Annotated in this window: 28 protein-coding genes; 27 read left to right on the top strand and 1 reads right to left on the bottom strand. The window is 42.5% G+C overall.

What is annotated here, in order from left to right; all coding sequences use genetic code 11:
• Positions 1-198: 198 nt before the first annotated feature.
• From NSS75_RS12320 to fni, 17 genes are all read left to right on the top strand, one after another.
• Positions 199-1,257, top strand: coding sequence for a helix-turn-helix domain-containing protein (locus tag NSS75_RS12320; RefSeq protein WP_339237632.1), 1,059 nt, complete (start codon positions 199-201; stop codon positions 1,255-1,257).
• A complete protein-coding gene (locus NSS75_RS12315) occupies positions 1,250-2,740 on the top strand; it encodes an ATP-dependent DNA helicase RecQ (RefSeq protein WP_339233245.1) in 1,491 nt (496 codons plus the stop codon). The genes NSS75_RS12320 and NSS75_RS12315 overlap by 8 nt, the downstream gene beginning before the upstream one ends.
• A gap of 14 nt (positions 2,741-2,754) precedes the next feature.
• A complete protein-coding gene (locus tag NSS75_RS12310; RefSeq protein WP_283912421.1) occupies positions 2,755-3,336 on the top strand; it encodes a CPBP family intramembrane glutamic endopeptidase in 582 nt (193 codons plus the stop codon).
• The gene (locus tag NSS75_RS12305) at positions 3,320-4,060 is read left to right on the top strand and encodes a LysM peptidoglycan-binding domain-containing protein (protein WP_339233242.1); all 741 of its coding nucleotides are present in this window, start codon (positions 3,320-3,322) and stop codon (positions 4,058-4,060) included. Before NSS75_RS12310 ends, NSS75_RS12305 begins: the two co-directional genes overlap by 17 nt.
• A 64-nt stretch (positions 4,061-4,124) precedes the next feature.
• Positions 4,125-4,568 (top strand): YpbF family protein, encoded by a 444-nt coding sequence (locus NSS75_RS12300; RefSeq protein ID WP_024121889.1) that lies wholly within the window; start codon positions 4,125-4,127, stop codon positions 4,566-4,568.
• Between the two features lie 85 nt (positions 4,569-4,653).
• Positions 4,654-5,433 (top strand): metallophosphoesterase, encoded by a 780-nt coding sequence (locus tag NSS75_RS12295; protein ID WP_151175112.1) that lies wholly within the window; start codon positions 4,654-4,656, stop codon positions 5,431-5,433.
• A 151-nt stretch (positions 5,434-5,584) separates the two neighbouring features.
• On the top strand, positions 5,585-6,169 hold the full coding sequence (locus tag NSS75_RS12290) for a genetic competence negative regulator (protein WP_101864457.1): 585 nt from the start codon (positions 5,585-5,587) through the stop codon (positions 6,167-6,169).
• 156 nt (positions 6,170-6,325) lie between these two features.
• The gene (gudB, locus tag NSS75_RS12285; protein WP_044154979.1) at positions 6,326-7,600 is read left to right on the top strand and encodes an NAD-specific glutamate dehydrogenase; all 1,275 of its coding nucleotides are present in this window, start codon (positions 6,326-6,328) and stop codon (positions 7,598-7,600) included.
• 108 nt (positions 7,601-7,708) lie between these two features.
• The gene (locus NSS75_RS12280) at positions 7,709-8,683 is read left to right on the top strand and encodes a YpdA family putative bacillithiol disulfide reductase (protein WP_024121886.1); all 975 of its coding nucleotides are present in this window, start codon (positions 7,709-7,711) and stop codon (positions 8,681-8,683) included.
• A gap of 120 nt (positions 8,684-8,803) precedes the next feature.
• Entirely contained in the window at positions 8,804-9,460 is a 657-nt protein-coding gene (gene prsW / locus NSS75_RS12275) for a glutamic-type intramembrane protease PrsW (RefSeq protein WP_024121885.1), read from the top strand.
• 143 nt (positions 9,461-9,603) lie between these two features.
• Complete coding sequence (sleB, locus tag NSS75_RS12270) at positions 9,604-10,518, top strand: spore cortex-lytic enzyme (RefSeq protein ID WP_024121884.1); 915 nt, start codon at positions 9,604-9,606, stop codon at positions 10,516-10,518.
• Between the two features lie 36 nt (positions 10,519-10,554).
• Positions 10,555-11,907: a germination protein YpeB gene (gene ypeB, locus NSS75_RS12265; protein WP_339233238.1), complete on the top strand. Its 1,353-nt coding sequence runs from the start codon at positions 10,555-10,557 to the stop codon at positions 11,905-11,907.
• 93 nt (positions 11,908-12,000) lie between these two features.
• A complete protein-coding gene (locus NSS75_RS12260) occupies positions 12,001-12,657 on the top strand; it encodes a flagellar brake domain-containing protein (protein WP_339233236.1) in 657 nt (218 codons plus the stop codon).
• A gap of 44 nt (positions 12,658-12,701) precedes the next feature.
• Positions 12,702-12,878: a YpfB family protein gene (locus tag NSS75_RS12255; protein ID WP_095713192.1), complete on the top strand. Its 177-nt coding sequence runs from the start codon at positions 12,702-12,704 to the stop codon at positions 12,876-12,878.
• A gap of 78 nt (positions 12,879-12,956) precedes the next feature.
• On the top strand, positions 12,957-13,631 hold the full coding sequence (gene cmk / locus NSS75_RS12250; RefSeq protein ID WP_044155003.1) for a (d)CMP kinase: 675 nt from the start codon (positions 12,957-12,959) through the stop codon (positions 13,629-13,631).
• Between the two features lie 236 nt (positions 13,632-13,867).
• A complete protein-coding gene (rpsA, locus tag NSS75_RS12245; protein ID WP_024121879.1) occupies positions 13,868-15,016 on the top strand; it encodes a 30S ribosomal protein S1 in 1,149 nt (382 codons plus the stop codon).
• 12 nt (positions 15,017-15,028) lie between these two features.
• A complete protein-coding gene (gene fni, locus NSS75_RS12240) occupies positions 15,029-16,078 on the top strand; it encodes a type 2 isopentenyl-diphosphate Delta-isomerase (protein ID WP_268496607.1) in 1,050 nt (349 codons plus the stop codon).
• 49 nt (positions 16,079-16,127) lie between these two features.
• Here fni and NSS75_RS12235 read toward each other — a convergent pair whose 3' ends face one another.
• Positions 16,128-16,259: a YpzI family protein gene (locus NSS75_RS12235; RefSeq protein WP_010334754.1), complete on the bottom strand. Its 132-nt coding sequence runs from the start codon at positions 16,257-16,259 to the stop codon at positions 16,128-16,130.
• A gap of 77 nt (positions 16,260-16,336) precedes the next feature.
• Here NSS75_RS12235 and NSS75_RS12230 point away from each other — a divergent pair, with 77 nt between their 5' ends.
• The 10 genes from NSS75_RS12230 to folE all read left to right on the top strand — a co-directional run bounded on the left by NSS75_RS12230 (position 16,337) and on the right by folE (position 24,895).
• Complete coding sequence (locus NSS75_RS12230) at positions 16,337-16,939, top strand: hypothetical protein (RefSeq protein ID WP_216394054.1); 603 nt, start codon at positions 16,337-16,339, stop codon at positions 16,937-16,939.
• Positions 16,936-17,829 (top strand): YIEGIA family protein, encoded by an 894-nt coding sequence (locus NSS75_RS12225; RefSeq protein ID WP_044155014.1) that lies wholly within the window; start codon positions 16,936-16,938, stop codon positions 17,827-17,829. Before NSS75_RS12230 ends, NSS75_RS12225 begins: the two co-directional genes overlap by 4 nt.
• Entirely contained in the window at positions 17,826-18,020 is a 195-nt protein-coding gene (locus NSS75_RS12220) for a hypothetical protein (protein WP_024121875.1), read from the top strand. Before NSS75_RS12225 ends, NSS75_RS12220 begins: the two co-directional genes overlap by 4 nt.
• Positions 18,021-18,173: 153 nt before the next feature.
• Positions 18,174-19,484 (top strand): ribosome-associated GTPase EngA, encoded by a 1,311-nt coding sequence (gene engA / locus NSS75_RS12215; protein WP_010334750.1) that lies wholly within the window; start codon positions 18,174-18,176, stop codon positions 19,482-19,484.
• Between the two features lie 17 nt (positions 19,485-19,501).
• Entirely contained in the window at positions 19,502-20,539 is a 1,038-nt protein-coding gene (locus NSS75_RS12210; RefSeq protein WP_339233231.1) for an NAD(P)H-dependent glycerol-3-phosphate dehydrogenase, read from the top strand.
• Positions 20,540-20,875: 336 nt separating this feature from the next.
• Positions 20,876-21,079, top strand: a complete 204-nt coding sequence (locus NSS75_RS12205; RefSeq protein ID WP_024121873.1) for a DUF2768 domain-containing protein — start codon at positions 20,876-20,878, stop codon at positions 21,077-21,079.
• A 21-nt stretch (positions 21,080-21,100) separates the two neighbouring features.
• On the top strand, positions 21,101-21,835 hold the full coding sequence (locus NSS75_RS12200; protein WP_095713188.1) for a hypothetical protein: 735 nt from the start codon (positions 21,101-21,103) through the stop codon (positions 21,833-21,835).
• 182 nt (positions 21,836-22,017) lie between these two features.
• Positions 22,018-23,496, top strand: coding sequence for a stage IV sporulation protein A (spoIVA, locus tag NSS75_RS12195; protein ID WP_010334746.1), 1,479 nt, complete (start codon positions 22,018-22,020; stop codon positions 23,494-23,496).
• A gap of 372 nt (positions 23,497-23,868) precedes the next feature.
• The gene (gene hbs, locus NSS75_RS12190; RefSeq protein WP_003153447.1) at positions 23,869-24,147 is read left to right on the top strand and encodes a non-specific DNA-binding protein Hbs; all 279 of its coding nucleotides are present in this window, start codon (positions 23,869-23,871) and stop codon (positions 24,145-24,147) included.
• 175 nt (positions 24,148-24,322) lie between these two features.
• Positions 24,323-24,895 (top strand): GTP cyclohydrolase I FolE, encoded by a 573-nt coding sequence (folE, locus tag NSS75_RS12185; protein ID WP_010334745.1) that lies wholly within the window; start codon positions 24,323-24,325, stop codon positions 24,893-24,895.
• Position 24,896: the final 1 nt, after the last annotated feature.

Raw genomic sequence — 24,896 nt, 5'->3', positions numbered from 1 at the left:
ACCTATTCCTCTTACTTATTGTAATGATGTTGATGCCACATTTCAACAGAAAAATGATTGAGAATGCTTATCACATAAGGGGTTATCTACATAACATCCCCCCTAATGATGACTTTAAACGTCGATTTCTGTTTAAAATCTGTTAAAATAAAAAGAACAAACCAGCGATTTTTGTCAGGAAGAATGTGGGTGGATAGGTTGTCATTAAATTACTTTGATATCATGGTTCTCGATTGCCTTTCTAAAATAAACGGGGAACGGACAGGAAGTGCCGTTTTTCACTTATTCAAAGGAAAAAGATCGTCACAAACCATTCAAGATGCTGGCTTATTTCAGACTGCAAGATATTTTGGAATGGCTCCGCAATGTTCAAGAAGCGACATTTCAGCCTCACTTCGCAAGCTTGAACAGCAGTCATTTCTGGAACCGATGTCAGAAACAGATACATACAGAGTGACTATTAGAGGCGAAAGCATGTTGAGGCAGGCGCTGAGTGAACGGCCTTGGCCAGCCCATTGCCACGGTGCTTATTTTCAGCAGGCCGCAAGCGTGCTCTGGAAAAGACTTTCCCTTCTCGTACAGGTATTATCAAATAAGCAGCACAGCAGCAGACAGTATATTCCCGTCACAAAAGATTATAAGACGCTTCACTGGGTCAAGCGATACATGCACAAGCAAAAGGACCATGAAAAACTGGCAAGAGGCTTGCAGGATATGCTGGAGAATCATTTGCAAAAGCTTGACGAGAAAGCAGCTCTTATCTTTGTCTACTCATTAACTTCATATAATAGGATCGGTTATACGAGCAGGCAGCTTGCTGACAATCTGAAAGAAGACGAGTGGTACGTTTATGTCTTGTTTTGGGCTGCGGTACATTATTTTATTCATTCCTTGCCGCAATGTGAAGATTCTATATTAAAGGATCTTCTTTCTGATGTGCATTTGGAGAACGCACTGACTGAGTCTACGAGAAAAACATGGCAGATGGTCAGACAAGGGATTCCGATTCAGCGAATTGCTGAAATCAGAAAGCTGAAAACCGCCACAATTGAAGACCATATCGTCGAAATTTCTCTTCATGAGCCGGCTTTTGTGATTGATGGATATATTTCGGCTGAAGATCAGCTCCAAATTGCTGAGTTCGCCAAACGCATGCGGACAAACAAGATCAAACAAATTCGAGAAGGCCTAGAGCAGCAGTTCAGCTACTTTCAAATCAGGCTGGCATTGGCAAAGCAGGTGAAACAGTATGACTAAATTACAGCAAGCGTTATATCAGTTTTTTGGTTTTCATTCCTTCAAAAAAGGGCAGGAGGACATCATCAGAAGCGTACTCAGCGGAAAGGATACCATTGCAATGCTTCCCACAGGGGGAGGAAAGTCTCTTTGCTATCAGTTGCCCGGTTATATGCTTGACGGTATGATATTAATCGTTTCTCCTTTGCTTTCTTTAATGGAGGACCAGGTGCAGCAGCTGAAAGCGCGGGGAGAAAAACGAGCTGCCGCATTGAATAGCATGCTCGGCAGGCAGGAAAGACATTTCGTTTTGGAGCATATCCACCGCTACAAATTTTTGTATCTGTCGCCCGAAGCTTTGCAGTCGTCATATGTCCTGGAAAAATTAAAGAGCGTTCCGATCAGTCTTTTTGTTATTGATGAAGCGCATTGTATATCGGAATGGGGACATGATTTTAGACCTGATTATTCAAAGCTTGGACAGCTGAGAAAAAAACTAGGGCATCCGCCGGTGCTTGCTCTGACGGCTACGGCGACGAAGGATACGCTGCATGATGTCATGAATTTGCTTGATCTGCAGCATGCCGAACAGCATCTTAACTCAGTTAACCGGCCGAATATTGCGCTCAAAGTTGAAAATACCGCGGATACTGCCGAAAAAATAGATAGGGTCATTCAGCTGGTTGAAAACCTGCAAGGACCGGGAATTGTCTATTGTCCGACAAGGAAATGGGCAGAGGAATTAACGGAGGAAATTAAAAATAAAACAAGCAGCAGGGTTGATTATTACCATGGCGGCATGGATTCTGGTGACAGAATGTTAATTCAGCAGCAATTTATCAATAATCAGCTTGATGTCATTTGCTGTACAAATGCGTTCGGCATGGGTGTTGATAAATCTGATATCAAATATGTCATCCATTTTTATCTCCCGCAGACGGCTGAAGCTTTTATGCAGGAAATCGGCAGAGCAGGGCGTGACGGAAAACCGAGTGTCAGCATTTTGCTCAGAGCGCCTGGAGATTTCGAATTGCAGGAGCAGATTATCCAAATGGAGAGCCTTGCGGATGGAGAAATCGCCAATGTTATTCGCGTGCTGGAAGAAACGGAAGAACAGGACGAAAGAAAACTGCGCGAATTATTCATGCAATATGGTATCACAGAGACGCAGTCGCGCATGATCATCCATCTCTTTATGCAGGGGAAAACATCAATTGATCTGATCAAGCGGGAAATCACGTATCGCATGGAGCTGAAACTTGAAAAAATGCGTCACGTGGCAGCTTTACTTCATCGCGATGGCTGTTTAAGACAATCGCTGTTAGCCTATTTTGATGAAACATACGAGCCCGATAAAGGAAGCATGCCATGCTGTTCACATTGCGGTTTTGATCTTTCGCTGTATGAACAAAAAGAGGAGCGCGTCCAAAAAGCGCCATTAGACGGCTGGAGATCGGAAATGCACCGTATATTCAGTCTAGAGACTGTAGGTGAGCCGAACTGAAACAGCAAAAGGATTTGATCCAGCATCTGTCTGACCGTGATATACTGAAGCAGCTATACATGACACAGCTTCTGATCATCATGGTGTCCGCTGCTGCCGTTTTGTTCTTTTTTCAGGATATAAGTGATTTTTTCAGCCTCTGGCATATTAGAGATACAAGAATCATTTGGTATGGTGTTTCTTTGGCGGTTATTGTCATTTTAGCCGACATGGCAATCATGAAATGGTGTCCGCCTCATTTATATGATGACGGCGGAATCAATAAAAAGTTATTCAGTAAAAGGCCAATCCCTCATATTATATTTTTAACGCTTCTGATTTCTTTTGCTGAAGAAATGTTATTCAGGGGAGTGCTGCAGACCCATATTGGTTTATGGGCGGCCAGTCTTGTATTTGCTGTTCTTCATTTTCGGTATTTGACAAAATGGCTGCTATTTATCATGGTGACGGCAATCAGCTTTTTGCTTGGACTGATTTATGAATGGACCGGCAATCTATTTGTTCCGGTAACGGCGCATTTTATTATTGATGCCGTGTTTGCCTGTCAGATTCGTTTTGAACATGTTAGGAGGGATACACATGACGAACATGTCTAGAGTAGAGAGAAGAAAAGCCCAGAATCTTTATGAAGACCATAAAACCTCATTGGCGGACGACCTTTTCGAAGATGATGAAGAAAGCCTTCCGACAAGACAATCTGTAAAAAATCAAAGAGAGAAGAAAAAAAAGCAAGGCAAAACAAGAACGCCGTTATTTACCACTCTCGCAGTACTGTTTGTATTTGTGCCGGTTATCGTCTTTGTCACCTTATTTTATCTAATGAAAAGCCATCCGGAAAATCCCGATGATTATGAAGATGTTTTTATAAACAGCAGCCAGAGTAAATACGAGGTGGTCCAAAAACCAGAGGCCAAAAAAGAAACGGCAGAGACAGTTCTGCGCGAAGAGTCAAAAAAAAAATCTGAAGGCAAAAAGACAGAGAAACAAACAGAAGCAACAACTGATAAGAAGCAGCCTGCTGGAGCGGAAAAAGAGGACACAGCAAACAAACAGGAAGCAAAAAGCGCGGCTGCTTCCCCTTCCCCGGAAAAAACAGTCCAAAAAGAGCAGGAACAGGTACAGCAGCAGTCTGAACCAGTTCAAGATACGGAGGCGAAACGTATCGTTCAGCACACCGTTCAAAAGAAAGAAACGCTGTACCGCATTTCCATGAAATATTATAAAAGCAGATCAGGAGAAGAAAAGATCCGTGCCTATAACCATTTGAACGGAAATGACGTTTATACCGGGCAAATTTTGGACATCCCTTTGACTTATTAGCGGGCATCTTTTTGATCGCAGGCTCATATATTGTAGCAATGAAAAGGGACAAGGTGTGAAGCGTATGGAATCCTTATGGAACCAGCTGGACCGATTTACGGACGCGCCGACCAAACAGATGCTACAGGCGTTGGTGAAACGAAAACAAAAATACGAAAACTATGCTGCGCAATGCCGCAGGTGGCGGTGGACCTCACTCATTTGCCTGGGCTTATTATGTCTTTTAATGATGATCAAAAGTCCGGCGCCTCAGCTCATTCTTCAAGAAATGCTCAGCCATACCTTTTATTTATTTTGGATGATGGCAACTGCTTTTGCATACTGCACTTCATATTATTTTAAGAAAAAAGAAGAAAAAGCCGAGGGTGATTTCCATAAACTGAGATGTGAAATTATTCAGAAAAGCACTGATCTTTGGCCGCAGCCTGATAAATGGAAGGCGAGAGAATCTGTTTTTCAATTGATGAAGCACCAATACGATATTAATCTATATTTTGAAAGTAAATAAAATGGGGCGTTTTCTCAAACGATAGAAACGTCTTTTTTTTATTGTCCGTCTTATTGATAAGTTCTAAAAGAATGGAGAGTTTTTAATGAAGCGATCAATGAAAATTGCCGGTGCATTGGCTATTGCAGCAGCGGCAATGACGGCAAAAATGTATTCAGTGGCAAAAGGCAATCACCTAAAAATCCATACATTTACGTTATCAAAAATGAAGGGGAAGCCGCCTCTTACGATCTTTTTTATATCTGACATTCATAAACGTATTGTTGATCACGGTCTTTTAGAGGAAGCGCAGGGCCATCAGCCGGATCTGGTTATAATCGGGGGTGATTTAGCTGAGGGCGGGGTGTCCTGCTCGAGAATTGAGGAAAACGTCAGAAGGCTTGCGGGTTTGGGAGTCCCTGTCATGTTTGTCTGGGGAAACAATGATTATGAAATCAGTCAGCGGAAACTGTATGCTATATTTAAAACGCACCGTATTATTACGCTGCGAAATGAATCGGTTCCTTTTGCGTATAACGGACATACCATCACCATAGCCGGAGTGGATGACATCAGGATGGAGATGGATGATTATGAAGAAGCGATTAAAGAAATTGACGGGAACCAGGTGAACGTTCTGGTTTGCCATAATCCTGAGATCCATCAACAAATCAATGAAACTGACGGTATTGATGTGATATTCAGCGGGCATACCCATGGCGGGCAGATTCGATTTGGGAAATTTGGCCCTTATGAGCTTGGTACAACCGGTTTTGTTAAAAATGCTGCGTACCTCATCAGCAATGGGTACGGCACAACAAAAGTGCCCCTTCGTTTAGGGGCGGAGCCTGAGGCACACATCGTGACACTTGCAGCACCTGAATGACTTCCCTAAAGAGTGTGTCAATAAAAAACTGCATTGTGCTTGTCTTACTAGTGAACTCAGTGTAAACTGATAACAATTAAGAACCTATGACTCATCATCTCATATAATGTGTTATATGATTTGTGTGCAAGTAGAGGCAGGAGGGAACGTTATGCGGCTTGAGCGTCTGAATTATAATAAGATCAAAATCTTCTTGACCCTCGATGATTTAACTGATCGTGGATTAACAAAAGAAGACCTCTGGAAGGACTCATTTAAAGTCCACCAGTTATTTAAAGATATGATGAATGAAGCAAATACAGAGCTCGGCTTTGAAGCGAATGGACCGATTGCAGTGGAAGTGTATTCTCTCCAAGCACAAGGGATGGTTGTGATCGTAACAAAGAACCAAGAAGCGGATTCAGAAGAAGATGAGTATGATGATGATTACATCGAAATGCAAGTCAAGCTTGACGAAAGCGCGGACATCATATATCAATTCCATTCCTTTGAAGATATCATTCAGCTTTCTGAAAGCTTACAGCGGATCGGTATTACAGGAGGAACTGTCTACCACTATGAAGGACAGTACTTTCTGAGCCTTGAAGACTTGGGATCACAGACTGCCGAGGGTGTTGTGGCGGTCTTGGCTGAATACGGCAGTCCGACAACATTAACGATTTATCGCTTACAAGAGTATGGTAAGCTCATTATGGACGGAAATGCTGTAGAGACAATCCAAACTCATTTTTCATAAGAATGGGAGAAAAACTGCTGTTTTTTACAGCGGTTTTTTTTGTTAAAAAACATGGAAAAACATAACGTTTATCCTATGCATAGATCATATGAAGGTGTATACTATTCTCTGAAAGGGAGCATGTGAGAAACAGAAGATTCTAGGAGGTTAACTCAAATGGCAGCCGATCGAAACACCGGTCATACAGAAGAGGACAAACTTGATGTATTAAAATCAACCCAAACCGTAATACATAAGGCTCTGGAAAAATTGGGATATCCTGAAGAAGTATACGAACTGTTAAAAGAGCCGATGAGATTATTAACGGTAAAAATACCAGTTCGTATGGACGACGGTTCAGTCAAGATTTTTACGGGTTATCGTGCCCAGCACAATGACTCTGTCGGTCCGACAAAAGGCGGGATACGTTTTCACCCGAACGTAACTGAAAAAGAGGTGAAGGCACTTTCCATTTGGATGAGTTTAAAATGCGGTATCATTGATCTTCCATATGGCGGTGGTAAAGGCGGAATTGTTTGTGATCCAAGGGATATGTCGTTTAGAGAGCTGGAGCGTCTAAGCAGGGGTTATGTCAGAGCTATCAGCCAAATTGTCGGTCCGACGAAAGACGTGCCGGCACCGGATGTATTTACAAACTCACAAATCATGGCTTGGATGATGGATGAGTATTCAAGAATTGATGAATTTAATTCGCCTGGGTTCATTACAGGCAAACCGCTTGTGCTTGGCGGATCTCACGGGAGAGAATCAGCGACAGCAAAAGGTGTAACCATCTGCATAAAAGAAGCGGCGAAGAAAAAAGGCATCGATATTAAAGGTGCGCGAGTTGTCGTTCAAGGCTTCGGAAACGCCGGAAGCTATTTGGCAAAATTTATGCATGATGCAGGGGCAAAGGTTGTCGGCATATCCGATGCATACGGCGGACTGTATGACCCTGAAGGCCTGGATATTGATTATTTACTCGACCGCCGCGACAGTTTTGGCACAGTGACAAAGCTTTTCAACGATACCATTACGAACCAAGAGCTGCTGGAACTGGATTGTGATATTTTAGTTCCTGCCGCGATTGAAAACCAAATTACAGAAGAAAATGCCCATAACATTCAGGCGAAAATCGTTGTTGAAGCAGCAAACGGCCCAACTACGCTTGAAGGAACAAAAATTCTTTCAGACCGTGACATTCTGCTTGTTCCGGATGTACTGGCAAGCGCGGGAGGCGTAACGGTTTCTTATTTTGAATGGGTTCAGAATAACCAAGGCTTCTACTGGGGCGAGGAAGAAGTAGAAGAGAAATTAGAAAAAATGATGGTAAAATCATTCAACAATATTTATGAAATGGCCAACAACCGAAGAATCGACATGAGACTTGCCGCTTATATGGTAGGCGTGCGTAAAATGGCGGAGGCTTCGCGCTTTAGAGGCTGGATATAAGTTGATGATTTGCATAAAAAATAAAAATCTCCTATGATAAAATAGGAGATTTTTTTATTTGGAAATAGAAAAATGTGAATCGAATGCCAATCGCAGGAGTTGACGGAAATGATTGAAGAAAAAGCAATAATTATTGGCGGAGGTCCTTGCGGGTTATCTGCGGCCATTCACCTAAAACAAATTGGCATTGATGCCCTCGTCATTGAAAAAGGCAATGTCGTTAACAGTATTTACAATTATCCGACGCATCAAACCTTTTTCAGCTCAAGTGAAAAGCTTGAAATCGGTGACGTGGCATTTATTACCGAAAACAGAAAGCCTGTCAGAATTCAGGCTTTGTCGTACTACAGGGAAGTCGTGAAGCGGAAAAAGATCCGTGTGAATGCATTTGAAATGGTGCAAAAAGTGACAAAAGCAGAAAACAATTCATTTGTTATCGAAACGTCAAAAGAGACGTATTCAACACCATACTGCATTATTGCCACAGGCTATTATGATCATCCAAACTATATGAACGTACCCGGTGAGGATTTGCCGAAAGTATTCCATTATTTTAAGGAAGGACATCCGTATTTCGATAAAGACGTCGTCGTTATCGGCGGGAAAAATTCAAGTGTAGATGCTGCGCTTGAACTCGTAAAATCAGGAGCGCGTGTCACCGTTTTATACAGGGGCAATGAATATTCTTCTAGCATTAAGCCATGGATTCTGCCAGAATTCGAATCTTTAGTAAGAAACGGTACAATCCGAATGGAATTTGGCGCTTGTGTAGAAAAAATCACTGAAGATAAAGTCGTTTTCCGCTCCGGCCAGCAGGAACTGATTACCATTAAAAACGACTTTGTATTTGCCATGACGGGTTATCACCCTGATCATCAATTTCTGAAAAAAATCGGTGTGAAAATCGATGAGGAATCAGGACGTCCTTTTTTTAATGAAGAAACGATGGAAACCAATGTGGAAGGCGTTTTTATTGCAGGGGTCATCGCTGCCGGAAACAATGCAAATGAAATATTTATTGAAAACGGAAGATTTCACGGCGGCCACATCGCAAATGAAATCGCAAAAAGAGAAGATAAGTGAAAAGAGGAGAGCATATGAAGGATTCGTATGCTCTTTTTGTTTTTTTAAGGGCAGACAGATGTAAATTCATACACAACATGGTAGGATAGACATAGGAATATAAAGGAAAGAGGTTGCCTGATGTTTGCAATCATCTCTGCAGGAATTGCTCCCGGCATCGCGCTGTTAAGTTATTTTTATTTAAAAGATCAGTATGATAATGAACCTGTACATATGGTGCTTCGGTCATTTTTTCTTGGGGTTGTTCTTGTATTTCCCACCATGTTTATCCAGTATGTGCTTGAAAAAGAGAATGTGGGAGGCGGAAGCTTTTTTGTTTCTTTTTTGTCTTCTGGCTTTTTGGAGGAATCATTAAAATGGTTTATTTTAATGATCAGTGTTTACCCGCACGCCCACTTTGATGAACATTATGACGGAATTGTATACGGCGCAAGTGTATCGCTCGGTTTTGCGACACTCGAAAATATTCTTTATTTAATCGGTCATGGCGTGGAGCATGCGTTTGTCAGAGCGCTGCTGCCCGTTTCATGCCATGCCTTAATTGGAGTGATTATGGGGTTTTACCTAGGGAAAGCGCGTTTTTCCGCTGAAAAAGCACGTGTAAAATGGCTTTTCCTTTCGTTGGCCGTACCTTCACTTTTACATGGGTCGTATGACTTTATCCTGACAGCCCTCAGTAATTGGATCTATTACATGTTTCCATTTATGTTATTTTTATGGTGGTTTGGTTTGCGAAAAGCAAAAAAAGCCCGTTCCGTCAATATGATGCAGATATAGAAGAGCCGCACAGCGATAGTGCGGCTTTTTGATTTGCTGAAATTTTTAAGCTGTGAGGGATAAGAAGGAAAGAGTGTATAAAAATAACCTCGTTACAGAAAATACGATTACACTCAAAAATTTGCTGTAGGAGGCTTGAAAAGATGAAGTCCAAAGGATCGATTATGGCATGTCTCATCTTATTTTCCTTTATAATTACGACGTTTATCAATACTGAAACAATTTCAGCCTTTTCTAATCAAGTCATTCAAAGAGGGGCAACAGGGGACGATGTGATCGAGCTGCAGGCGCGTCTTCAATATAACGGATATTATAATGGGAAAATTGACGGGGTTTATGGATGGGGGACATACTGGGCAGTACGGAACTTTCAGGATCAATTCGGCTTAAAAGAGGTAGACGGTCTGGTCGGAGCCCAAACCAAACAGACCTTGATATCTAAGTCTAAATATTACCGTGAATATGTCATGGAGCAGCTCCAAAAAGGAAATAAATTCACGCATTACGGAAAAATACCGCTGAAATACCAAACGAAACCGTCAAAAACAGCGACTCAAAAAGCAAGGCAGCAAGCAGAGACGCGGCAGAAACAGCCTGCTGAAAAAATAACACAGCAGCCGCAAGCGAATAAACAGCAAAACAACAACACGCCTGCAAAAACCAGAAAACAGGATGCGGTTGCAGCTAACATGCCGGGCGGTTTTTCCAATAATGATATTCGGCTGCTTTCTCAAGCGGTTTACGGGGAAGCGCGTGGCGAGCCGTACGAGGGACAGGTTGCTATTGCAGCAGTTATCTTGAATCGTTTAAACAGTCCGTTATTTCCAAATTCAATAGCAGGTGTTATTTTTGAACCGCTTGCCTTTACAGCGGTGGCTGACGGACAAATTTATATGCAGCCGAACGAAACAGCAAGAGAAGCAGTATTAGACGCCATTAATGGCTGGGACCCTTCCGAGGAAGCGCTGTATTACTTTAATCCGGATACAGCTACCAGCGCGTGGATTTGGGGGCGCCCGCAGATTAAGAGAATCGGTAAACACATTTTCTGTGAGTAGCAGGACATAAGAAAGCATAAAAATGAGGTGTGATAAATGATCAGAGCTATTTTAATCGCAGTGCTCGGTATTGCAATTGTCGGTACTAGTTACTGGGGATACAAAGAGCACCAGGAAAAAGACGCTGTCCTTCTTCATGCTGAAAATAACTATCAGCGGGCGTTTCATGAGCTCACCTATCAAGTAGACCAGCTGCATGATAAAATTGGCGCAACGCTTGCCATGAACAGCAAAAAATCACTGTCCCCCGCATTGATAGATGTTTGGAGAATTACATCAGAAGCCCATAACAGTGTCAGTCAGCTGCCGCTTACATTAATGCCGTTTAACAAAACGGAAGAGCTGTTATCCAAGATCGGTGATTTCAGCTATAAAACGTCAATCAGAGATTTGGATCAAAAACCGCTCGACGAAAAAGAGTATACTTCGTTAAATAAGCTTTATCAGCAATCAGAAGATATACAAAATGAACTGCGCCACGTTCAGCACCTTGTCATGAGCAAGAACTTGCGCTGGATGGATGTAGAGATGGCGCTGGCCTCTGATGAAAAACAGAGTGATAACACGATCATCAACAGCTTTAAAACGGTTGAAAAAAATGTTGGATCCTTTGCCTCAGGAACAGATCTTGGGCCAAGTTTCACCAGCACCAAAAAAGAAGAGAAGGGTTTTGCCCATCTGAAGGGAGAAGAAATTTCTGCACAGGAAGCCAAACAAATTGCCCAACGCTTTGCACCTGATGACAATTATGCAATCAAAGTGATAAAGAGCGGAAAAAAAACAAACCGTGACGTCTACAGTATCAGTATGAAAGATCCTGATCATAAAGCAGCGATATATATGGATATTACAAAAAAAGGCGGACACCCGGTTTATTTAATCCAAAACAGAGAAGTGAAAGATCAGAAAATCAGCTTGAATGACGGATCGAATCGAGCCCTTGCTTTTCTAAAGAAAAACGGATATGAAACAAAAGATCTGGAAATCGATGAAAGTGCACAATACGATAAAATCGGTGTATTCTCATATGTTCCAATAGAAAATAATGTCCGGATGTATCCAGAAGCCATCCGTATGAAAGTTGCCTTGGATGACGGCGAGGTTGTCGGCTTTTCAGCACGAGATTTCTTAACATCCCACAGAAAAAGAGACATACCAAAGCCGGCTATCTCTGAACAAGATGCGAAAGCAAAATTAAACAAAAGTGTAGAAGTGAGAGAAACAAGGCTTGCTGTGATCACAAATGAATTAGGACAGGAAGTATTATGCTATGAAATGCTTGGTACGATTGAAAATGATACATTCAGAATGTATATAAATGCTAATGACGGAACGGAAGAGAAAGTTGAAAAACTAAAAAATGCTGAACCTATATATAAAGACCTATAAAAACTAGGAGGAAAGGACTAAAAGTCTTTTCCTTTTTTTCATTACATGATTTAATAAAAAAGTGAGTATATTGAATGCGAAAGAGTGAAGTCAATGATAGAGATTGGGGAAACTGTACACTTAGAATACATAGAAGAAAATGATTTAAAAATAGCAAAGAGCAAAGCCGTGAGTATAGAAAACGGAGAGCTCCTGATCGCATATCCGGTTGATGTAAACACAGGAAGAACCGTGATTTTACATCATGATACTGAAGTAACGATAGAGTTTGTCGGTAAAGACGAAGTGCCTTACCGCTTCTCAAGCCGAATTAAGGGAAAAGTGAAGGATAAGCTTCAAATGATCTGCCTTGAAGTGCCTCCTCGTGAAAAAATGAAGCGAATTCAGCGCCGGCAATATGTAAGAACTGACGCGGTATTGGATGTGCTGGTCGAGCCGGCAGATGAAAAAGACGGGTTTCAAACACTTTCGTACAATATCAGCGCCGGCGGTATTGCTTTGATTGTGACAGATGGCTATTCTTTTCAGCACGGGGATACGCTGCGCCTGTTCATCAGCCTTCAGGATGAGGAAAAAACGCATCAAATAGAGGCTGACGCGGTTGTCAGGCGTGTGTTTAATGATTCAAAATCAGGCAAACGTAAAATGACCTTGGAGTATTCGGAGATTTCAGCCGGTGATCAGCAGCTCCTTCTTCAGTATTGCATTCGCAGCCAGTTAAACAAGAGAAGAAAGGGACGATTGGAATAAACATCGGCTAACACTTCCATACTATTTGTGATGGAGGTGGGCCGATGAAGACCTTTGAACGGCTGCTGCTCAAATTATTGTTCATTCAGGCAGTGATTTTAATTGGTATCCAGTTTCTTTTTCACTATCAGCATATTGAACCTTATGTCTCAAAAGTGATTCAATATGAAGGGGTGGATAAAATGGAAGTTAATGATTGGGTAGAAACCTTCAAACATTAATTATTCATGAATTTTTCACCCTTTTTCATAAAGTTCATGATACAATCCATAGAGGAGAAAAGAGCAAGGAGAGGAATTATGGAAAAGAAATTATCGATTGCGATCGACGGCCCGGCTGCTGCGGGGAAAAGCACCGTTGCCAAAATTGTGGCTGAGAAAAAATCGTACATATATATTGATACGGGAGCGATGTATCGGGCCATTACATATGTGGCTTTACAAGAAAAAGTTGATTTGACAGATGAAGCAAAATTGGCTGAGCTGTTAAAGCAAACCGATATTGAGCTGATTACAACAAAAGAAGGACAAAAGGTGCTTGTCAACGGCACAGATGTGACTGAGGACATCAGAAAAGACGAGGTCAGCAATCAAGTCTCAATTGCTGCCAAGCACAGAAGCGTCAGGGAAGAAATGGTGAAACGCCAGCAGCAGCTCGGGGAAAAAGGCGGCGTTGTCATGGACGGACGTGATATCGGAACTCATGTGCTTCCAAATGCCGAAGTGAAGATCTTTCTTTTGGCATCTGTTGAAGAGAGAGCGAAACGCCGTTATGAAGAAAATGTAAAAAAAGGCTACGATGCCAACTACGAAACATTAATTGAGGAAATTGCAAGAAGAGATAAACTCGATTCAGAGCGCGAAGTTTCTCCGCTTCGAAAAGCAGATGACGCGCTTGAAATCGACACGACTTCTCTCTCCATTCAGGAAGTTGCTGAAAAAATCCTTGATGTAGTGGAGCAAAAGTCCCGCTGATACCGGCGGAGGCCACTTTTTTTGAATTTTTCAACAAAGAAAGAATGTTATTGCTTGACAAACCTGTCCTTTTATTAGAAGTTAATACTAATAAAACTTTTTATTGATCATTCAAAATCTTTTTTGGATGATTCTTTAATACATATTCGGCTAAAAGCGGACATGCATGATACGTGTTCAGCTTTCAAACCGTTTTTAATTAAGCTGTGTAGGTTTGGACCAAGGAGGTTATTCAAATGACAGAGGAAATGAATCAAATTGATGTTCAAGTACCAGAGGTTGGAGATGTAGTAAAAGGGATTGTGACAAAGGTAGAGGACAAGCATGTGGATGTTGAAATTATCAATGTCAAACAGTCCGGTATTATTCCAATCAGTGAATTATCAAGTCTTCATGTAGAGAAAGCATCGGATGTCGTAAAAGTAGACGACGAGCTTGACCTGAAAGTAACAAAAGTGGAAGACGATGCTTTGATTTTATCTAAACGTGCTGTTGATGCAGACCGCGCTTGGGAAGACCTTGAGAAAAAATTTGAAACAAAAGAAGTGTTTGAAGCTGAAGTGAAAGATGTCGTAAAAGGCGGTCTAGTCGTTGATATCGGCGTTCGAGGCTTTATTCCGGCATCACTTGTAGAAGCGCATTTTGTAGAAGATTTTACCGACTATAAAGGAAAAACACTGTCTCTGCTCGTAGTAGAGCTTGACCGTGATAAAAACCGCGTCATCCTTTCACACCGTGCGGTTGTTGAAAGTGAGCAGGCGAATAAAAAACAAGACCTTCTTCAGTCTCTAGAAGTTGGAAGTGTGCTCGATGGTAAAGTGCAGCGCCTGACTGACTTTGGCGCGTTTGTTGATATCGGCGGTATCGACGGGCTTGTGCACATTTCACAGCTTTCCCACTCCCACGTTGAAAAGCCGTCTGATGTTGTGGAAGAGGGACAGGAAGTGAAAGTGAAAGTATTATCGGTTGACCGGGATAATGAGCGTATTTCTTTATCTATTAAAGAAACTCTGCCTGGGCCTTGGAGCCAAATTGGCGAGAAAGTCAAGCCGGGTGATGTGCTTGAAGGAAAGGTTCAGCGCCTCGTGAGCTTCGGTGCGTTTGTTGAAATTCTTCCTGGCGTAGAAGGTCTCGTTCATATTTCTCAAATTTCTAATAAACACATCGGCACGCCGCATGAAGTCCTTGAAGAAGGACAGACTGTAAAAGTGAAGGTTCTTGATGTGAATGAAAATGAAGAGCGCATTTCATTAAGCATGCGTGAGCTTGAAGAAGCTCCTAAAGCCGATCAAGAGGATTACCGCCAATATCAGGCGAAGGAAGAAACAAGCACTGGCTTCCAGCTTGGAGATCTGATCGGAGATAAGCTTAATAAACTAAAATAATTGGTGATAAACGTGACTCGAGCAGAACGGAAAAGAGAACACATCAATCATGCCCTGTCTACCGGCCAAAAGCGGGAGACGGGTCTTGATGATATTACGTTTGTTCATGTCAGTCTGCCCGATCTTGCATTAGAACAAGTAGATATTTCCACAAAAATCGGCGAACTTTCAAGCAGTTCGCCGATTTTTATCAATGCAATGACTGGCGGCGGCGGACAACTTACATATGAAATTAATAAGGCGCTTGCTAGAGCAGCTCGTATAGCTGATATTCCTCTCGCTGTCGGCTCACAAATGTCGGCGTTAAAAGACCCGTCTGAACGCTATTCGTATGAAATCGTCCGAAAGGAAAATCCAAATGGGCTGATTTTTGCCAATCTGGGCAGTGAGGCGACAGCTCGTCAGGCGAAGGAAGCTGTCGAAATGATTGAGGCGGATGCGCTTCAGATTCATCTGAATGTGATTCAGGAAATTGTCATGCCCGAAGGCGACAGAAGCTTTAGCGGCGCTCTTTCCCGTATTGAACAGATCTGCAGCGAAGTCAAAGTGCCTGTCATTATAAAAGAAGTAGGCTTCGGAATGAGCAAAGAATCAGCAAGAAAGCTGTATGAAGCTGGTGCGGCAGCTGTTGATATCGGCGGTTACGGAGGGACAAATTTCTCGAAAATAGAAAATCTCAGAAGACAGCGGAAGATCACTTTTTTCAACTCATGGGGGATTTCAACAGCAGCGAGCCTGGCGGAAATCCGCTCTGAGTTTCCCGGTAAAACAACGATTGCGTCCGGCGGCCTTCAAAATGCGCTTGATGTCGCGAAGGCGATAGCTCTTGGGGCTTCCTGTACCGGAATGGCAGGGCACTTCTTAAAAGCGCTGACTGAAAAAGGCGAAGAAGGGCTGCTTGAAGAGATTCAGCTGATTCTAGAGGAATTAAAAATGATTATGACTGTGCTTGGCACCAGTACGATTTCTGATTTGCAAAAGGCTCCTCTTGTCATAAAAGGTGAGACTCATCACTGGCTGACAGAGAGAGGCATTCATACTTCCAATTACAATGTGCGTTGACAGCTGTATAAGAAAAGCCCAAAACGGTGTGAGTTTTGGGCTTTTTGTATTATGATTTACGCTTTTTAAATTTGCCGTTTTGTTCAAGGCTGGTGGCTCCGTCATAGTGAATCGATTGGTCCCGGTCTGATTCCACTCTGCCCGAAGCCTTGAGTTTTTTCTCCTGTCTGTCTTTTCCCATGATCATTCTCCTTTACGTGAAGCGGTTTGTTTAAAAAAAGTGTTTAGACTCCATACTGGGAGTATGGAGGAAGCGATATGGAACAATTTTATTATTATTGGTCAATGTGGTTTTTGTGGGTGCTGACAACCTTTATTCTTGGAAAAACGAAAAGGCGCTTTGCCGTCTCAGTATTTATTTTGACTAATATCATCTTAAGCATACATCACTTTACTTTATATTTTTCTCTGAATGCGGCGTACGTGATGTTTCTCGTTTGCGGGTGCGTCTATGCCGGATATTTAGGGATGTATAAACAATTTCGCTATATCATGGTGCACCTGACGCTTGTTTCCGGGTATGCGTTTGTTTATCTTTTTGCATTATATGATCCGGTTTGGTTCATCATAAAACCTGAGTGGACCGCCGTTGTATTATGTGTGCTGTTGACTGCTTCTGTTGAAAGGGATTTTCAGATGCAGCTTGCCTTATATGTTCTAGGAATGTGCCAAGGCGAATTGGTGTATTCTTTTGTCATTCAACAATTGGCAGGGCATACGGCTGTCGGAGGTTTTCAATGGCTTAACGCGTGCTCTGCGGGAACGATATTGCTGTTTGGCATATCAAAATATGAACAGCTCGCCAGTCAAATTGGCCAGAGAGGTAAAAGATCAAACAAAGGAGCTACTAAAATGTCATGAGTGATTACATCTATCCGATTATTGCGGGGGTCGTAGCAGGAGTCGCCACAAGGCTGTATATGCTGAAAACAGATTATCGTCAGTATCCGACCTATATTCACGGAAAAGTCATTCATATTGCGCTTGGGCTTATTGCGGCAGGGTTAGGGGCAATTATTATGCCTGCGCTATTACAGGAGGAGTTTACGGCCATCACGTTTTTGACACTTGCAGCCACTCAATTCAGAGATGTCAGAAATATGGAGCGGAATACGCTGACACAAATGGATTCGTACGAACTTGTCTCAAGAGGAAGCACTTACATTGAAGGAATCGCCATTGCGTTTGAAAGCAGAAATTATATCGTAATTTTTACTGCTCTTTTGACAACATCGGCGTACGTGTTTTTCTCTATCTGGGCTGCTGTCATCACCGCTGTTGTTTGTTTTTTGTTAGCAATGAAATTTATGTCCGGCAGTGTATTGAAAGATATTGTGGATATTGAGTACATAGAGCCTCACTTCGAAGGGCCGGGTCTGTTTGTAGATAATATTTATATGATGAACATCGGACTTCCGGAGAAACAGGAGCTGATTTTAAAGCATGGCATGGGGTTTATTTTAACTCCTAAAAATTTTAATTCAGCTGCAACCATTGCCAACCTGGGTCAGCGTCAGGCCATTTTATTTGATGTCTCCAATGTGCTGGGGGTGTATCGGGACTCAGGAGAGCCGTCCCTGACGCCAATCGCGAAAAGGGATCTTAATGACGGAAGAGTGGGCGTTTTTGTCCTGCCGCAAATTCATCACCCGGAAACAGCTGTTCAGATTATCAGTAATGTTCCGACCTTGGAAAACGCAATCAGAATGCCTACGGAATTTATCAAAAAACAGGATAAGGTGATAGGATGAGTGAATCGCTGACGAAAGTGATTTTGTCTGTTATCACGACAAACCGGAACCGTGCTTCAGGAGGGACACCCATCTTTTTTTGTAATGACCAAAAAGAGATGGAGCTTTTCGCTAAAAACCTTGAGGCGATCCTTGACGGAATTGCCCATAGAATTGGGGAAGATGTCTATTTGATCGTGAAACATTTTTAAGAATAGTTGTGATCCCAGTAAAAACTGATATAATAAATGAGTTAAGCCCTTCCTCTGAAGGGTTTCTTTTCATAAAAGTGAATGAGATGATTTAAATAACCGGTTGAGAATTTATGTAAAAATGAAAGCGGCTGGATCGAAAGGAAGGGTACTATGGGTAAACCTGTCGTAGCCATTGTCGGGAGACCGAATGTAGGAAAATCCACAATCTTTAACCGGATTGCGGGTGAAAGAATTTCAATAGTAGAAGATACCCCTGGTGTGACAAGGGATCGGATATACAGCTCGGCTGAATGGCTGAATTATGATTTTAATTTGATTGATACGGGCGGTATTGATATCGGTGATGAGCCGTTTCTAACACAGATACGCGAGCAGGCCGAAATCGCCATGGATGAAGCGGATGTCATTATTTTTATGGTGAATGGCCGTGAAGGTGTGACTGCTGCTGATGAAGAAGTAGCGAAAATTTTGTACCGCACGAAAAAGCCTGTTGTTTTAGCGGTAAATAAACTGGATAACACAGAAATGAGAGCGAATATTTATGATTTTTATTCGCTGGGCTTTGGTGAACCGTATCCGGTTTCAGGAACACACGGGCTGGGACTCGGAGATTTACTGGATGCCGCAGCGGAGCATTTTAAAAATATCCCTGAAACAAAATACGATGATGAAGTCGTTCAATTTTGCCTGATCGGACGCCCGAATGTAGGAAAGTCTTCTCTGGTAAACGCGATACTTGGCGAAGATCGTGTCATTGTGAGTAATGTGGCGGGAACAACAAGAGATGCCGTTGATACAACTTTTACTTATAACCAGCAGGATTTTGTCATTGTAGACACTGCCGGCATGAGAAAAAAAGGTAAAGTGTATGAAACGACTGAAAAGTACAGCGTGCTGCGGGCGCTGAAAGCCATTGACCGCTCTGAAGTTGTTGCGGTGGTGCTTGACGGCGAGGAAGGCATTATCGAACAGGACAAGCGAATCGCGGGTTATGCACATGAAGCAGGCAAGGCTGTCGTGATTGTAGTGAATAAATGGGATGCTGTTGACAAAGATGAAAGCACGATGAAAGAATTTGAACAAAATATCCGCGACCATTTTCAATTTCTTGACTATGCACCGATTCTGTTCATGTCAGCATTAACGACAAAACGGATTCATACGCTCATGCCTGCAATCATTAAAGCAAGTGAAAATCACTCACTTCGTGTCCAGACGAATGTTTTAAATGACATCATTATGGATGCTGTGGCAATGAATCCGACACCGACTCATAACGGGTCGCGCTTGAAAATTTATTATGCGACTCAAGTTGCGGTGAAGCCGCCGAGTTTTGTTGTGTTTGTAAACGATCCGGAACTGATGCATTTTTCATACGAACGATTTTTAGAAAACCGAATCAGGGACGCGTTCGGTTTTGAGGGGACACCAATCAAAATATTTGCAAGAGCTAGAAAATAAAAAGGTGTGAAGCAAATATGAAAAGAGTCACAATGCTTGGAGCCGGAAGCTGGGGAACGGCACTGGCTTTAGTATTAGCCGATAACAACCATGATGTGAGAATGTGGGGGCATCGTGCGGAGCTGATCCAACAAATAAATGATCTGCACGAAAATAAGGATTATTTGCCTGATGTCAAGCTCCCTGAATCGATTCGAGCAACAACGGAAATCGGGGAGGCTGTGTCAGACGCAGATTTCATCATAGTTGCTGTTCCGACCAAAGCGATTCGGGAAGTGTTGAGACAGGCAGTGCCTTTTATGACGAAAAAAGCAGTTTTTGTTCATGTGAGTAAGGGGATAGAGCCGGATTCGCTCCTGCGTATTTCTGAAATTATGGAATTTGAGCTCCCGAGTGATGTCAGAAAGGACATTGTCGTGCTCTCCGGGCCGAGCCATGCTGAAGAAGTAGGACTCCGGCATCCGACAACCGTCACTTCCTCTTCAAAGAGCATGCAGGCGGCAGAAGAGGTGCAGGATCTGTTTATAAACCACAATTTTCGGGTGTACACAAATCCTGACGTTATCGGTGTAGAAATCGGAGGCGCTCTGAAAAATATTATCGCCCTTGCTGCTGGCATCACAGACGGCTTAGGATACGGCGATAATGCCAAAGCTGCTTTGATTACGCGGGGTCTTGCTGAAATTGCGAGACTCGGCACAAAAATGGGCGGGAATCCGCTAACGTTTTCCGGATTGACAGGTGTCGGAGACCTGATTGTTACGTGCACAAGTGTTCACTCCAGAAACTGGCGTGCCGGCAATTTACTCGGAAAAGGGTACAAGCTTGAGGACGTTCTCGAAGAAATGGGAATGGTCGTTGAGGGAGTGCGCACGACAAAAGCGGCTTACCAGCTTTCAGAAAAATATCAGGTGCAAATGCCGATTACAGAAGCCCTTCATCAAGTTCTGTTTAATGGACAAAAGGTAGAAACCGCTGTTGAATCCTTAATGGCGAGAGGGAAAACCCACGAGATGGAGGACTTGGTGAATACATTTGATAACCAAGTTAAATAAAAGTGTCAACGGAATAGAAATCCGCATATTCTAATTGCACGAAAGCCCGAAACACAGAAGAATACCCAGGCCTTGGGATCTCCTGAAACATTTTGCCGATTTAGGCAAGAGAGGATGCATCTGTATGCAAAGTCGCATACTATAGCATCGAAGTCCAAGAGAGTGTTTCTTAAACGTAGGTGAATATAGTCAATTTGACTGAAGCAAAGTCCCCCTCTTTGCTTCAGTTTTTTTATTCTATCAAAGGATGGAAAATCTGGTTGATCTTTTCAAGCGCTGTATATTAAAATAAAATGTAACGCTTACAAAACAAATGTCGGAGGGGGCGCGGGTCATTTGAGTCTGGCATTGATCAAAATGTGGTTTGCCCTTGGTTCCATGGGGCTGATGTTTCTGGCCGTAGCATGCATCTATTTAAGCCGTTTTAAATGCCGAAACCGTTTTCTGAAGATTGCGGTTTCATCGTTTGCTTACATGTGTGTATTGATTTCAGGAATTATTGTATTTGTGGTGGTATTCAGCGGCCCTGTTAATGAATAAAGCTGTAAAAGGAAGTGCTGTATGGGTAAACTGAAGTGCGCTATGATTTTTGTAGCAGTGATTTTCTTATCTGGATGTTTATATCCACATGAGCGGAAAAGCAGTGTACAAGCCACTCCGTATCAGGACCAATTAAAGCTGGTTCAATCAGCCGTTGATGAATTTCAAAAGGCAAACGGAGGACTGCTTCCGATTCAAACAAAAGATATGTCAACACCGCTTTATCAAAAATATCCGATAGATTTTAACCGTTTAGCGCCGAGATATATGGCTGAACCTCCAAGCACGGCATATGAAAGCGGCGGAGACTATCAATACGTGCTTGTCGATGTAGAGAATAATCCGACTGTTAAACTGATTGATGTAAAGATGGCAGAAAAAATACGTGATATCAAATTACGCGTTCAAATGTACCGCCAAGAACATAAATATCCGCCATATCAGGATGTATTAGCGCGTGACTTGTTTACGCTTGATGGGAAAAAACTAGGGGAGGCTGACTCTCTTTCTGTCACAAGCCCAATCTCAGGAAACTCCCTGCCGCTTATGATTGACGGAGACGGAGAAATTTATGCCGACTATAGGACAGAGCTCGTTTCCTGTCTCAAAAAAAGCAAAAAAACTTTTAAACCCGGCACGGAAATACAGGGCATAATATGGGAAGAGACGCCTTTCGTCCCCGCATTTTCAGTGAAATATACCGTTAATGACAAACAAGAACCTGTTTTTTTAGAAAATGATATAAAAAAGGAATGAACCTTTCTCCCTTGCATACAAATAGGGAGAAAGGTTTTTTTATACTTTAATAGATTAAGGATAGAAAATTTTCTAAAGATGTCATATTGAAATAGGACAACGTCATACACATATAGTGTCCTGTGTTTGATTGAAAAAGGTTAATAAAATTGATAAGGATAGGAAGTCCGGGAGGGGATCACTTGGAAAAGGTCGATATTTTCAAGGATATCGCTGAACGAACAGGAGGCGATATATACTTAGGAGTCGTTGGTGCTGTCCGTACAGGGAAATCTACGTTTATTAAGAAATTTATGGAGCTTGTGGTGCTCCCGAATATCAGTAATGAAGCAGACCGGGCACGTGCGCAGGATGAACTGCCACAAAGCGCAGCCGGAAAAACGATTATGACTACAGAGCCTAAATTTGTTCCGAATCAGGCGATGTCTGTTCATGTATCAGACGGACTCGATGTCAATATAAGATTAGTAGATTGTGTAGGCTACACAGTGCCGGGTGCAAAAGGATACGAGGATGAAAACGGCCCGCGGATGATTAATACACCTTGGTACGAAGAACCGATCCCATTTCATGAGGCTGCTGAAATCGGAACGCGGAAGGTGATTCAAGAACATTCGACCATCGGAGTGGTTATTACGACAGACGGCACGATTGGTGATATCGCCAGAAGTGACTATATAGAGGCAGAAGAAAGAGTCATTGAAGAGCTGAAAGAAGTCGGAAAACCCTTTATTATGGTCATTAACTCAGTAAAACCTTATCACCCGGAGACAGAGGCGATGCGCCAGGATTTAAGCGAGAAATACGATATCCCTGTTTTGGCAATGAGCGTAGAAAGTATGCGGGAAAACGATGTACTGAATGTTCTCAGAGAGGCTCTTTATGAGTTTCCTGTGCTTGAAGTAAATGTAAATCTTCCAAGCTGGGTCATGGTGCTGAAAGAAAACCATTGGCTGCGCGAGAGCTATCAGGAATCAGTGAAGGAAACTGTTAAGGATATTAAACGCCTCCGTGATGTCGACAGGGTTGTCGGTCAATTCAGTGAGTTTGAGTTTATTGAAAGTGCCGGATTAGCCGGGATTGAGCTCGGCCAAGGGGTTGCAGAAATTGATTTGTATGCGCCCGACCATTTATATGATCAAATCCTAAAAGAAGTGGTAGGCGTTGAAATCAGGGGCAGAGACCACCTACTAGAGCTGATGCAGGATTTTGCCCATGCGAAAACGGAATATGACCAGGTGTCCGACGCTTTAAAAATGGTCAAACAGACGGGATACGGCATTGCAGCGCCTGCTTTAACTGACATGAGTCTGGATGAGCCGGAAATTATACGGCAAGGCTCCAGATTCGGCGTAAGATTGAAAGCTGTCGCACCGTCAATCCATATGATCAAAGTGGATGTCGAAAGCGAATTTGCGCCGATTATCGGAACTGAAAAACAAAGCGAGGAACTGGTGCGTTACTTAATGCAGGACTTTGAGGATGATCCGCTTTCAATTTGGAACTCTGACATTTTTGGAAGATCGCTCAGCTCTATCGTGAGAGAAGGGATTCAGGCTAAGCTGTCACTGATGCCTGAAAACGCACGATATAAATTAAAAGAAACATTAGAAAGAATCATAAACGAAGGATCAGGCGGCTTAATCGCCATTATCCTGTAATGCGGGGAGACCTCTTTATAGAATAGGAGGTCTTTTTTCTTTGCTCTTAATATTGGAAAAGGATCAAGGAATAGGATGAAAAAAGGAAAAAAAGGAATATTTGTTCGATAAATCACGTTAAATCCTTGACGAGCAAGGGATTGACGCTTTAAAATGCTTGATATGGCTTTTTATATGTGTTACTCTACATACAGAAATTCTTCACTCTGATGGACAAACATTCCTTGGAGTGCAGTTTTTCTTAAAAGCCGTTTAATTGTCTTTCTCTTGCTTGTCTGATTTTTTTCTCAGGCAGGTTTAGAATCAGACTGAACTGTGAAGAAATGATAATAAACGAACTGAGCTTATTCCTTTTGGGAGGAGGTGAAAGGCATGAACAAAACAGAACTTATTAATGCGGTTGCGGAAGCAAGCGAATTGTCTAAAAAAGACGCGACAAAAGCAGTTGACTCTGTTTTTGATACGATCTTAGATGCACTTAAAAACGGTGATAAAATCCAACTGATCGGTTTTGGTAACTTCGAGGTGCGTGAACGTTCTGCACGTAAAGGACGCAACCCTCAAACAGGTGAAGAAATCGAAATTCCAGCAAGCAAAGTACCTGCTTTCAAACCAGGTAAAGCGCTTAAAGACGCAGTTGCCGGAAAATAATTGTGAATATAGATCGTGTATGCATCTAGATTACATACACTTTATTTCTTCACAGAAAAGCCCCTTCTTAAGGGGCTTTTCATTTTTTTAGGAGCGTGTGCATTCACTTTGCTTTTAGCGGGGCATGTGTGCTAGAATCGAAATTAAATGTATTCATTGGTGGAGGACACAGAACATGAAAGAAGTTAATAAAGAACAAATCGAACAAGCTGTTCGTCAAATTTTAGAAGCGATCGGAGAGGACCCAAACAGAGAAGGGCTTCTTGATACTCCGAAACGAGTCGCAAAGATGTATGCCGAAGTATTCTCCGGCTTGAATGAAGATCCAAAAGAACATTTCCAGACTATCTTCGGTGAAGACCATGAGGAGCTTGTTCTAGTAAAAGATATCGCGTTTCATTCTATGTGTGAGCATCACCTTGTTCCTTTTTACGGAAAAGCACATGTTGCATATATACCGCGGGGCGGAAAAGTCACAGGGCTCAGCAAATTGGCGCGTGCTGTTGAGGCAGTTGCAAAGCGTCCGCAGCTTCAGGAGCGCATCACTTCTACAATTGCAGAAAGCATCGTAGAAACGCTTGATCCGCATGGCGTAATGGTTGTTGTTGAAGCAGAGCATATGTGCATGACAATGCGGGGCGTAAGAAAGCCGGGCGCCAAAACAGTCACTTCAGCTGTCAGAGGCATTTTCAAAGATGATGCTGCTGCACGTTCAGAAGTATTGGAACATATTAAACGCCAGGACTAAT

Origin of the sequence: Bacillus sp. FSL K6-1012 (assembly GCF_037964915.1) — a bacterium.
Taxonomy (GTDB): Bacteria; Bacillota; Bacilli; order Bacillales; family Bacillaceae; genus Bacillus; species Bacillus halotolerans.
Note: the sequence above shows the minus strand (reverse complement) of the source record. Positions and strands in the feature narration are given on the sequence as shown.